Below are 11,389 nucleotides of genomic sequence, written 5' to 3'. Positions count from 1 at the left end.
TTGAGCATCTGGCTAAAACGTTTAATCGAGCTAATTGTGGCTGGCGCACCAGCTGAAATAACCCGTTTAACACTGGTTAACTTATGCTGAGTTTGTTCGCCCGCTTGGCCTAAGCGTTCTAATAAGGCGGGATTAACGAACATGTTGCTGCATTGATATTGATCGATTGCAGCAAACAAATTGGCAGGATTGGCGCTAATGGGTTTACTGGCATCCATGTCGGGTACAATAGACGCCATGCCCAGTGCTGGGCCAAATAATGAAAATAGCGGGAATGTGGCTAAGTCTCGCTCGCCAGGAGTAATGCCGTAATCGTGTTTAAGGGCGCTAATTTGTGCTTCAAACATCCCATGGCTATAAACCACGCCTTTAGGGGTTCCTGTGCTACCACTGGTAAATAAAATCGCCGCCATTTCATCGCGTTCAAGCAATGCTATCTTAAGCGGTTGCGCTTGATTACGGCCAATTTCAATTATGGTTTCTAGGCTAATCGCATTGGCTAACCAACGCTGTAAACCCGAGCCTCCGACATTAATAAGGTGTTTAACACTGCCCTTACCCCAACCGAGAATACGCCTTGCAATATGGGCTTTAGGTATGCCAATAAACACATCCGGACGTGACTCTTCAAAACATTGTTTAAGGTTGTTAATGCCCATGCCAGGATCGACCAAAATAGGAATAATCCCCGCCTTGAATAAGGCGAAGGTAAGCGAAAAAAACTCAAGGCTGGGTGTCACCATTAACACGGCTTTCATGCCGCGCGTAATACCAAATTGCAATAAGCCTTTGGCAATCATATCTGATTGCTGATGCAGGCTGATAAAATCAATTTCTTGATAATCAAATCGCCCTTGCTTGGCATGTTGCACAGCAACGGCAAGCTCTGTTGGCATGGTTTGCGCAGCGGTGTTTAGATGCTGGCAGATATTGGCATGAGCGACAACGGTGGTTTGAGTCATGTTTATTCATTCTGACTAATGTGGATGATTCATCTGAGCAAGCTTACTGTGATAACACAGATAACCAAGCCAAACTTTTTAGACGCTTAAAATCACTAAAAGGCTCAAATGAGCCTTTTAGTCGGATTAGTTTTTTGCGATAAAATCTTTGATTAAGCCAATGACTTCGTCGCTGGCATCTTCAAGAATGTAATGACCGCAGTCAGCAAACTCGTGCACAGTGGCATGAGGCATTCGCTGTCGCCATTCTTGTAAAAAATGCTTATCAAATACAAAATCTTGTAAACCAAAGCAAATCAGTGTCGGGACATCAGCAAACTGACTTAAGCTGTCGCCAATACTGGTGACTAAATCATAATTACGATCGCCTGGCTTTAGGGGAATGTCTTGCACAAAGCGTAAGGTCGAAATACGATTTTTCCACGAATTAAAAGGCGCAACGTAGGCTTCTCGAACCTCTTTTGCCATTGGCTTTCGCTTAACACCGACATAAGAAGCCGCTGACGAAAACGCATTCAAGCCACGAACCAGCAAGGTGCCTAGCAAAGTTTCTCTACAAATCCATAGCGCCCATGGAAACGGTTTGGTTTTAGGCAAATGAAAGGCTGCAGTGTTTAAACACACGATACGCTTAATGCGATCGGGATGACGCGCAGCAAAGCCCATACCAATCATGCCGCCCCAGTCATGTACAACTAAGGTAATGTTTTGTTTAACATCAAGACTGTCCAGCAAAGCTTCTAAATCGTCAATGCGGCTTTTTAAAGTGTAATCATATTGAGGATCATCAGGCTTGTCTGATAAACCACAGCCAATATGATCTGGCACAATACATTGATGGGAATCACTCAAGGCACTGACTAAATTTCTGTAGTAGTAACTCCAACTAGGATTACCGTGCACCATCACAACAGGATCGCCTTGGCCTTCGTTGATATAGTGCAGTTTATTGCCATTACGATCTAAAAAATGACGTTTAAATGGCAGCAAGTTGTCTAGCATGATGCATCCTGTTAACTATTTTTATAATGAAATGCAAAAACGTCAGTGCAGCCATAGGCTTACCACTTAATTCCTAACATCATGCAGTTTAAGCCACTGCCTATTCCTAAAAAGCTGACTTGATCGCCTACACGTAAAAAGCCTTCATCATGAGCAATTGCCGCCGTCACAGGGAGTGAGACCGTGCCCATATTGCCTAATGTTTGATAGGTGGGATATTCTTTTTCGTGGGGTATATTTAATGCATTGAGCACTTGTCGGCGGTTGGAAGCCCCCACTTGATGACAAATCACTTTATCAACTTGTTCGACAACCCAATCACGCTGCTCTAAAAAATGCTCCCAAGTGTGCTTGGCAAGCTCGACACCTTCTTTCAATAAGGTGACCGCGTCTGTACGCATAAACTCACGGTACAACAAGTGCCCAGCTTCTTGCAGGCCCCATTGACACAATTGGTGATGTTCTGGTGCAGACAAATGACTCGCCCCTAACAACTGGTGTTGGCGAGTGGTTTTAAGGTCCAAAGTGCCATCGGTTAAAATTACCGCAACAGCGCCTGAGCCACCGGTTAATGTCGCCAGTGATTGAGCAAAATTTTGCATGGTCGGTTCAGCTAACATGTGGTCGATGGTCGCATCAACTATGTCTCGTGCAGATTCACACGACACCACCATACCGGCTTTGATTTGCCCTAACTCTATGCGGTTAGCAATATCTAAAATGCCCGACAACACACCTAAACACGCATTACTGATATCGTAGATTGCAGTGTCTTTAGACACCCCGAGTTCAGCAGCAATACGACAAGCGGTAGCGGGTTCATGTTGGTCACGACAGACACCGGTGTAAACCACCGCGCCTAAATCACTGACATTGATTCCGGTTTCATTCAAGGCCTTTCGTGCTGCAGCAATGGCACCATCTGATAAACGATGACCTTTAGGCCACCAGCGACGCTCGGTAATTCCGGTTAACGCGGCAAGTTGCCCCATTGGAATACGAAACTTTTGATACAGTGGCGCCAAGCGAGATTCTAAATCGCTACTCGACACTACTTGTGGTGCTAGCTCATAGGCCAGACTATTGATAAAGACGCGTGAATATTTCATTAAACCGTATAATTCGCTTCGCTCTAGCAAGCCCAAAAGCCACTAGAATAGTTGTTATTCGTTATTAACCCGCCATTTGAACAAGAATGGCCTAATTATTCAATCAAAAACAGTAAGCCAATACCGTCATTTGGATAATTATTTATGGTTAGATTTCATTGCTTGATTAACTAGTATGTTGATTTTCACAGTTTTAAGGTAAATAGACTAGTATAAACAATGGTTTAATTTACCGATTTGTGACAAATGCTGTTATTCGTCTGTTTTAATTGCTTGGATCAAGGCATTTCGTGGTGTCACACTGTTTGCACAAAATTCAGCCAAGGTAACTTGGTATCCCTGCTCCTGTAAAAAACAGACTCGGTCGAGCAACAGCCAGCGCTCCAATGCACGACGAAATAAATGAGCCACTAAATCGATTCGCTTTGTCAGGCGTTGACGCGCAATACCGCGGTGCAAATAATGGCTTAAATTAATCTCACTGGATAGTGATAAATGCTTTTGATTTGCTGCCCATTGGCAAAAATCGCTAAAACTACCGCTAAGCTGGCTTTTTTTAATCGTCGGCACCGGCAAATAAGCCTCTATACCTCGAATATCTCGCTGCAAGCTATCAAACCCTAAGCGCCATGATACCTCTTGATTGCGTAATTGTTGTTTTTTACTGTTGGCAATAACGCTTTGTTGCAAGGGTAGTTGTAAATCATGCTTGGACAGCTTCAGAGCGCTGCCTTTGGCTAAAGCCGATAACGGCTGATAATCTTCATGCTCAATCAAATGATAACAACAAGGTGAAATAGAAATCGCCCGAGTACCTGCTAAGGTTGCTAACTTGAGTAAACGTATGTGTAAGTCACCGCAGGCATGCAATGCGATGGCATGTTGATCGATTAACAATAGCGGTTTACTTGAGTCTATTGGCGCAAACGCATCGGCACAAATAAAACGCTGCGGTATCAGCCATTGTTTAGCAAACATTTGCCCTTGGGCGCATAAACTCGCTTGCCACTCAATACTGGTCACCTCAACCTGTTGCTGCTTGGCGACTAAACGGCCTAAATGGCCTTTACCAGCACACCATTCTAAAATGGGTAATCGAGGTAACAAAGGTTGATACTTTGGATCAACTTGATGTGAAAACGCCGTAATTTGCTGCCATTTCCGCCCTTTAATATGAGCGCTAAAATGCACTAAATCGTCATTTTCAGGCTGATTATTTTGTAGCTCTTGACTGGAAAAATCGACCGTATTATCTGAATTAACAGATTGTGTAGTCGAAGTGATGACTAACCAGCTTAGTTGACTAATGAGTTCGTCAGCCTGTGGTAATAGACTTTGTTTAATATCGCTCATCAAACTGGGCAATAACGTCTCAACCAGCAACTGCTGATCCATATCGAGGCTATCTATCTCACCATCGTCAAGCTGCCACACTTTTTGAGCTAACTGCGGAAAGGTCTGTTGCCAAGGTAAGTGGTCACACTCAAAAGCAACCAGCTGCCATAAGGGTTTTAAAGCATCAAGAAGTGTATCGACCGCGTTAAAGGTAGAATGATAATCGATTACTGACATATGGCTGCTTATAGTTAACCTTAGCTGATTGAAATGATAGGATGCAGTCCATTGAATACCTAAACCGGAATTGTAAACTATGCACTCACCTTGTGTCGCCCGTTGTGGCTTAAATGCTGATGATTATTGTATGGGTTGTTTTCGTCACATCGATGAGATTGTCACTTGGTCACAAATGAATGATGAGCAACAACAGCTCATTTGGGACAGTTTAACGGCCAGAAAACAACAGTTTTTAGGTGAGAGTAATAATCAGACCTTGTCACGAGCCAAATGGTTGGAAGCTGAAAAACGGATTAAACGCTGATAGGTTTTAACGAGCGATTACGAACCTAGATACTAGGGCGGACTGCGTCTGCTAGTGCGCTTCGCCTTCTATAACAAGGGTAAAGCAAAAGGCATAGCTCAGAAGTATTGCCATGATGGAATCTAGCCCCCTAAGCTTCACCCTTTTGAATTTGATGTTATAGCATCTCGCCGTGAAACGTCATAGATCCTAGGGGTTTCGCGCTTGTCATCGCCGGTTATCAATTTGTCATCGCTCTTGGCACTTTAACCATAGATGAACTACTTCTTCATCATGGCTTTTAAGTCAGCAAATGGGTTGAAGGTGGCAGCTTGTTGTTTGGCTTCTTTGGTACTGCCATAACGAATTAATTCTTCAAAACGTGAGTGTTCGTTGTCGTGGCAGTACAAGCACAATAATTCCCAATTGGTGCCATCTGATGGGTTGTTATCGTGGTTATGATCGCGATGATGTACCGTGAGTTCAGATAAGTTTTTATGGGTGAATTCGCGAGTACAGCGACCACATACCCAAGGGTAAAGCTTAAGCGCTTGCTCACGATAGCCTTTCTCACGAGAGGCTTTATAGTCTCTGGCTTCAGCTAATACTTTATCTAATTTACTTTCGTTGGCTGACATTAATTTATCACTCATAAATAAAATGGCCTCAAGGATAAATCACTGTTATCACTTGGGGTAATTGTTTATAACATCTTGTAGACCATTACGCTGCAATGGTCATATATGCAAAGTCAAAGCGATAACCAGAGATGACAAACGAACGAGCAGAACGGCAAACCCGCCCTAGTCTTTAGCCCTAAAACGCTTTATTTTTAGTACAGCGTTGGCAGCTATCGATTTTATCAACAGTTATCACTCCAAACAGATTTTAGCGGCTATGAAGCGTCTTTGCTATTCGATATTCCAGCGGTTAAATTAAAGCGCATTGCATCTTCAAAAGACCAATCAACACTGATTAAGTCTTCACGCTTTACTAAGCTTGTTACCCCAGCAATTTGATAACTCAATTGAAATAATACTGGCACCCAATCGCCTTCAGGCAAAGCATCAACTAAGGGCTGTGGCGCAAACTCACTCATGATAAAACCGACTACAAAGCTACCATTGGCTTGCTTTACTAACACGGTTTTTTGGGTTTTAGGTTGGCCGTCACGGTTCATTAAACTGGCAATATCCCGAATGCTGCCATAAACCGATTTAAACAATGGAAACTTCATCAGTTGATTTTCAATCCAGCCATAGACCCACACAATTGGGCTAACTGAAAATAATAATCCCGCGATAAAGACTAAGGATGCGACCAAACAAAAACCTGCGCCGACAAAAACAGGTTCTATTCCAACAATATCAAGTAATAGCTTACCTAAACCATCAAGGGAGATGAACAATGACCAGAAAAGCCAGATCGATAGCACCATAGGTAATAAATTCGTTAAACCACGAGTAAGGGTATTTTTCATTGATCACACAAAAGAAGATAGAACAGGACAAAAATGTTACCACAGTTTGTTGATTAGTCACTTCAAAAATACCAACTGACTCATTGGACTATTGCTGCGCTGTCAGACTGTCCAGATAAAAAAAGACACCATAAGCTCACAAATATGACCCTACAAGGGCACGATTACTGTTTCGAGTTAACAAGATGCAACCATTGGTGACGACCTAACTCTAGTACAACACCAACGGCCAAACCGGCTGCGGTGTTAATCAATAAACACGTCACCGCGGTTGATAAAATAACCAACATACAAAACGGCTTGCCATCAAATAAACGTTTAGACCATGCTAATTGTGTCCCTGCTATGGCAAGTAAACTGCCTAAAACGGCTAAAGGGATCAATGACAATGCACTGGCAATACCTTTACCCCAAAAGATGGCAATAACAATGCACGCACTACCAAAAATAGTCGGTGCTAGCCAGGTTCGTGCGCCAAAGTGATATTGCACCGCCAACCCACCAGCGCCGTGACACATTGCCGTTGCACCAAAAGGCGATAACAGCAAGTTAGCCCAACCAGAGCTTTTAGCAAATTGTTGTGGTTCAAATCTTTCACTTTCTTGAGGAAATTTATCTTTTGCCATCGCAGAAATCGCAATCACTGCATTGGTCAATGTGAGTGCTAACTGAGGTAGCACCAATAAAACGGCAGCAGAACTCCACTCATCGATAGTCGGCCAACTCAACGGCCAAACACTGGTATGGGTCAAGTTAACACTGGGCAGAGTCCCACTTGTTAACTGCCAAACAATGCCAAGAATAATCACTACCGGCATCACCAAATATTGCATTGGCATAAAACGACTGGCAAACAAAAAACTAAAAGCAAGTATGCCGACCCACCATGTTTCGCTCATCATGACACCACCTAACCATATCAATTGGAGTCCTATTGCTAGCTGGATCCCAATACTGATCGCCGGCGATAACAACTTAGCCATCCATTGAATAATGCCGCTATAGGCTAAAACAAGTAGAATAAGGCCCATTAACATGGCAGATGCTTGTAACATTCCAGGAGACATTCCTTCTGCAATAACTAACGCACTGATCACCTTCATGGGTTGTATCGGAATGGGACGTCGATAATAAAATGCCGTAAATAAGGCAAAAAAACCAAAACCTAAAAATATCCCTTGGGGGGAGAATTGATTAAGGGCAATTAAGCCTAAAACGAGAGGAAGAAAGGTACCTAAATCAGCAAATGCGCCACTGAACTCACCTGAAATCTTATTTACGTTATCGAAACGATTGATCTCACATCTCATATATCTTGCCGTAAGGAATGGATACTGAGATAAAGCAATTACAGTGCCATATTAAAAATGCGACACACCTCTAAATTAACATGCCTAAATATAAATTTAACAACTTCATTGCGACAATATGAACCATAGCATGTCGCCAACAATGGTCATTATGTCCACATAATCGTTTGTTAAATCATTAGTATTTAGAAAAAAATCACTTAAAAAAGATCAGCTGAATCAATGAAAAAGTAGATTGGGTCATCAATATATTGATGATATTGATAATACATTTCTCTCAATTGCATAAAAAAAGCCCCTATCGATGGGGGCTTTATTACAAGGTCGGAAAATGGCTTACTTAAGCACTCTAGATTTGAATATTACAATTTAAGACTTAAAGCTCTTTTTCCATTTCTTCGTAAGAAATATGACGAACGTCTTTACCTTTTACATAATAGATCACGTATTCACAGATGTTTTTACAACGATCGCCAACACGCTCAACAGCACGCGCAGCCCATAATACGTCTAATACACCAGGAATTGAGCGCGGATCTTCCATCATATGAGTCATTAATTGACGGATGATACCTTCATACTCTTTGTCTATTTTGGCATCTTCTTTATGTAATTCAAATGCTTGGTCAGCATCCATACGAGCTAATGCATCTAAAGTTGAGTGCAGCATACGTGTGGCATGACGCCCCATGTTTTCAATACTCACCAATAAAGGTTGTTGGCTGTTAGCACGTTTTTCAACCGCGGCTTTAGCAATACGAACACACGCATCACCAATACGCTCAAGATCGGTAATGGTTTTTGAAATAGCCAAAATTAAGCGTAAGTCACTTGCTGCAGGCTGACGCTTGGCAATAATACGAGTGCATTCTTCGTCAATAGCCACTTCCATGCCATTCACTTTATGATCGCCTTCAATCACTTGTTGAGCAAGCTCTGAGTCAAGGCTTGCAAGAGCATCTAATGCTTGCTCAAGCTGACGTTCAACTAAACCGCCCATCGCCAATACGCGATTGCGAATATCATCAAGCTCAGCATTAAACTGGCCTGATATATGTTTACTTAAATTCATTTTATCCATGATACCCACCTAAATTTTGTATATTAATTAAAAGCGTTTTAGCCAGATTAACCGTAGCGACCGGTAATATAATCTTCTGTTTTACGCTTTTTAGGGGTCGTGAAAAGGGTGTTGGTATTAGCGTATTCAACCAGTTCACCCATGTACATAAATGCCGTTTGATCTGACACTCGAGCCGCTTGTTGCATATTATGCGTCACAATCACCACGGTATATTTTTGCTTTAATTCAGTGATCAATTCTTCAATGGTTAAGGTTGAGATGGGATCCAGTGCCGACGTTGGCTCATCGAGTAATAATACTTCTGGCTCAATGGCAATGGCACGAGCAATCACCAAACGTTGTTGCTGACCACCTGATAATCCAAATGCATTGTCGTGTAGGCGGTCTTTCACTTCATCCCAAATGGCTGCGCCACGCAGTGAACGTTCAGCCGCTTCATCTAAATCACGACGGTTGCTTAGCCCTTGCAAACGTAAACCATAAACCACGTTTTCATAAATTGATTTAGGAAACGGATTAGGACGCTGAAACACCATACCTACGTTACGACGTAATGCTGCTACATCAACTTTTTTGTCATAAATATTTTGTCCATGAAGCAAGATTTCACCGTCAATTTTACAAATATCAACTAGGTCATTCATGCGATTAATACAACGTAACAGCGTTGATTTACCGCAACCACTTGGGCCGATAAAAGCAGTAACTTGTTTTTTAGGGATCTTCATCGACACATCAAATAACGCTTGTTTATTCCCGTAACGTAAATCTAAGTTACGTATCTCAAGCGCGGTATCCTGTGCCGGTAAGTTAACTAAATCAACGGCTTCTTTTTTCATTGTTGAACTATCAATAGAAATCATTTTATCTTTCCTTCAGGATATCGCTAATTAGTGTTCTAGCGAACGGAATTTTTCACGTAAATGGTTGCGCACGCTGATAGCGGTTAAATTAAGGGCAACAATTACAGATACTAATAAGAACGAAGTTGCATACACCAATGGACGAGCAGCTTCTACGTTAGGGCTTTGGAAGCCGACATCGTAAATATGGAAACCTAAGTGCATAAACTTACGTTCTAAATGCACAAACGGGAAATTCATATCAATCGGTAATGTTGGCGCTAGCTTAACCACACCAACCAACATTAACGGTGCCACTTCACCTGCTGCACGGGCTACTGCCAAAATCAAACCTGTCATAATTGCCGGGCTTGCCATTGGTATTACAATGCGCCATAAAGTCTCAGCTTTGGTTGCACCTAAGGCCAAACTACCTTGACGTACTGCACTCGGAATACGGCTTAAACCTTCTTCAGTCGATACAATCACCACTGGTAACGTTAAAATCGCTAAGGTTAGTGCAGACCACAGCACCCCAGGTGAGCCAAATGTAGGGGATGGCAAGGCTTCGGGGAAGAACAATTGGTCAATTGAACCGCCCATCATGTAAACGAAGAAGCCTAAACCAAACACACCATACACAATTGAAGGCACACCGGCTAAGTTAATCACCGCAATACGGATCAGCTTGGTAATCGGACCTTTCTTAGCGTATTCATGTAAGTAAATGGCTGCAATAACACCAAATGGGGTCACAATCACCGCCATCAACATCACCATAAATACCGTACCGAATATCGCTGGGAACACCCCACCTTCAGTATTTGCTTCACGTGGGTCATCACTGACAAAGCGACCTATGCCAACAAACCAGTGAGTTATCTTTTGTAGCAAACTCATATGATTGACATAGCTTACGTCTAAAATAGAGTCTAGAGGCAAGGTAACCTCGACGCCGCGCATGTCTTTAATAATCACAGAGTCACGGGCAGCTTTGTCACGCAGAGCAAATAAGTCTTTTTCAAGCACTAAGTAGTCTTGCTGCAGTTGATCAAGTTGCGCCTTAATATCAGCCTTGCGTGCCTCAGTTAATTCACCATCCAGCTCATATCCACGCTCTTTTAAACGTAAACGCTCCATTTGGTAATTAATCGAACCAATATCGCTTTTTTGCAACTCCAGGGCTTGATCAGATATCGCTACAGCGCGATCTATGTGGTCAAACAAAGAAGCTTCTATATCTGATTCACTGTTTAACGCTAAGCGTTTACCGTCTTCGATAACCGCAACAGGATAACCGTAAAAGTTACCATTTTGCGTACGCTCAAGCTTAGCGACATCAGCGGGAATTGAACGGCTGACGATATCTGTTGCAAGGATCCAACGAAAATCTAAGCCAACAAACTCACGGTTACCGGTTTTAACCAGATAACGCATCACAAACTCACCAGGATGCTTAGTAAACTTATGCCCTGCTGAAATTAAGCGCTCTGTTGGCACTTCTTCACGGTCATAAATTTCACCAATAAGGGTACTTTTAACCCCATTATTGTCTTCAAGCTGCCATTGATAAACATCAGCGGGCCAAAAGTAACTTAGACCACGCCAAGCGATTAACAGTAATAAGCCTAATACGGCAATCAAACTGATACTAACGGCACCACCGGTCATCCAAATCCACGGTGAACCTGATTTAAACCACTTACCCATTGCACAAACCTCTCAAGGCGATTGGCGAAATA

11 protein-coding genes are annotated in these 11,389 nt (G+C 42.6%); 1 reads left to right on the top strand and 10 read right to left on the bottom strand.

Annotated features, from left to right (window positions below; translation table 11 throughout):
* The 4 genes from H5185_RS00390 to H5185_RS00375 form a co-directional block, all read right to left on the bottom strand.
* The coding region (locus H5185_RS00390) for an AMP-binding protein (RefSeq protein ID WP_182741041.1) at positions 1–962 on the bottom strand (962 nt) is incomplete at its 3' end.
* 126 nt (positions 963–1,088) lie between these two features.
* Positions 1,089–1,964 carry an alpha/beta fold hydrolase gene (locus tag H5185_RS00385; RefSeq protein WP_182741040.1) on the bottom strand — a complete coding sequence of 292 codons (876 nt, stop codon included), beginning with the start codon at positions 1,962–1,964 and terminating at the stop codon, positions 1,089–1,091.
* Positions 1,965–2,023: 59 nt separating this feature from the next.
* Complete coding sequence (locus H5185_RS00380) at positions 2,024–3,073, bottom strand: 3-oxoacyl-ACP synthase III (RefSeq protein WP_124016191.1); 1,050 nt, start codon at positions 3,071–3,073, stop codon at positions 2,024–2,026.
* A 252-nt stretch (positions 3,074–3,325) separates the two neighbouring features.
* The gene (locus tag H5185_RS00375; protein ID WP_182741039.1) at positions 3,326–4,645 is read right to left on the bottom strand and encodes a methyltransferase; all 1,320 of its coding nucleotides are present in this window, start codon (positions 4,643–4,645) and stop codon (positions 3,326–3,328) included.
* Positions 4,646–4,724: 79 nt separating this feature from the next.
* Here H5185_RS00375 and H5185_RS00370 point away from each other — a divergent pair, with 79 nt between their 5' ends.
* Positions 4,725–4,952, top strand: coding sequence for a DUF1289 domain-containing protein (locus tag H5185_RS00370; protein WP_124016193.1), 228 nt, complete (start codon positions 4,725–4,727; stop codon positions 4,950–4,952).
* A gap of 260 nt (positions 4,953–5,212) precedes the next feature.
* Here the strand turns inward: H5185_RS00370 and H5185_RS00365 are convergent, their stop codons facing one another.
* The 6 genes from H5185_RS00365 to pstA all read right to left on the bottom strand — a co-directional run bounded on the left by H5185_RS00365 (position 5,213) and on the right by pstA (position 11,357).
* Positions 5,213–5,569, bottom strand: a complete 357-nt coding sequence (locus H5185_RS00365) for a YajD family HNH nuclease (protein ID WP_182723507.1) — start codon at positions 5,567–5,569, stop codon at positions 5,213–5,215.
* 257 nt (positions 5,570–5,826) lie between these two features.
* On the bottom strand, positions 5,827–6,411 hold the full coding sequence (locus H5185_RS00360) for a DUF502 domain-containing protein (protein WP_182741038.1): 585 nt from the start codon (positions 6,409–6,411) through the stop codon (positions 5,827–5,829).
* 164 nt (positions 6,412–6,575) lie between these two features.
* Positions 6,576–7,721 carry a putative sulfate/molybdate transporter gene (locus H5185_RS00355; RefSeq protein WP_182741037.1) on the bottom strand — a complete coding sequence of 382 codons (1,146 nt, stop codon included), beginning with the start codon at positions 7,719–7,721 and terminating at the stop codon, positions 6,576–6,578.
* Positions 7,722–8,097: 376 nt separating this feature from the next.
* Positions 8,098–8,802, bottom strand: coding sequence for a phosphate signaling complex protein PhoU (gene phoU, locus H5185_RS00350; RefSeq protein WP_124016196.1), 705 nt, complete (start codon positions 8,800–8,802; stop codon positions 8,098–8,100).
* A gap of 47 nt (positions 8,803–8,849) precedes the next feature.
* A complete protein-coding gene (gene pstB, locus H5185_RS00345) occupies positions 8,850–9,668 on the bottom strand; it encodes a phosphate ABC transporter ATP-binding protein PstB (protein ID WP_124016197.1) in 819 nt (272 codons plus the stop codon).
* 27 nt (positions 9,669–9,695) lie between these two features.
* On the bottom strand, positions 9,696–11,357 hold the full coding sequence (gene pstA / locus H5185_RS00340; protein ID WP_182698511.1) for a phosphate ABC transporter permease PstA: 1,662 nt from the start codon (positions 11,355–11,357) through the stop codon (positions 9,696–9,698).
* Positions 11,358–11,389 lie beyond the last annotated feature (32 nt).

The sequence above is a fragment of the Shewanella sp. SG44-6 genome (assembly GCF_014164185.1).
GTDB lineage: Bacteria > Pseudomonadota > Gammaproteobacteria > Enterobacterales > Shewanellaceae > Shewanella > Shewanella vesiculosa.
The sequence above is the reverse complement of the archived record's forward strand: the minus strand, read 5'-3'. Positions and strand labels throughout refer to the sequence as shown.

What these genes read in the sequence shown, in the direction of transcription:
- H5185_RS00385 (WP_182741040.1), bottom strand. Translation starts at nt 1,964, where the DNA reads ATGCTAGACAACTTGCTGCCATTTAAACGTCATTTTTTAGATCGTAAT.
- H5185_RS00380 (WP_124016191.1), bottom strand. Translation starts at nt 3,073, where the DNA reads ATGAAATATTCACGCGTCTTTATCAATAGTCTGGCCTATGAGCTAGCA.
- H5185_RS00375 (WP_182741039.1), bottom strand. Translation starts at nt 4,645, where the DNA reads ATGTCAGTAATCGATTATCATTCTACCTTTAACGCGGTCGATACACTT.
- H5185_RS00370 (WP_124016193.1), top strand. Translation starts at nt 4,725, where the DNA reads ATGCACTCACCTTGTGTCGCCCGTTGTGGCTTAAATGCTGATGATTAT.
- H5185_RS00365 (WP_182723507.1), bottom strand. Translation starts at nt 5,569, where the DNA reads ATGTCAGCCAACGAAAGTAAATTAGATAAAGTATTAGCTGAAGCCAGA.
- H5185_RS00360 (WP_182741038.1), bottom strand. Translation starts at nt 6,411, where the DNA reads ATGAAAAATACCCTTACTCGTGGTTTAACGAATTTATTACCTATGGTG.
- H5185_RS00355 (WP_182741037.1), bottom strand. Translation starts at nt 7,721, where the DNA reads ATGAGATGTGAGATCAATCGTTTCGATAACGTAAATAAGATTTCAGGT.
- phoU (WP_124016196.1), bottom strand. Translation starts at nt 8,802, where the DNA reads ATGGATAAAATGAATTTAAGTAAACATATATCAGGCCAGTTTAATGCT.
- pstB (WP_124016197.1), bottom strand. Translation starts at nt 9,668, where the DNA reads ATGATTTCTATTGATAGTTCAACAATGAAAAAAGAAGCCGTTGATTTA.
- pstA (WP_182698511.1), bottom strand. Translation starts at nt 11,357, where the DNA reads ATGGGTAAGTGGTTTAAATCAGGTTCACCGTGGATTTGGATGACCGGT.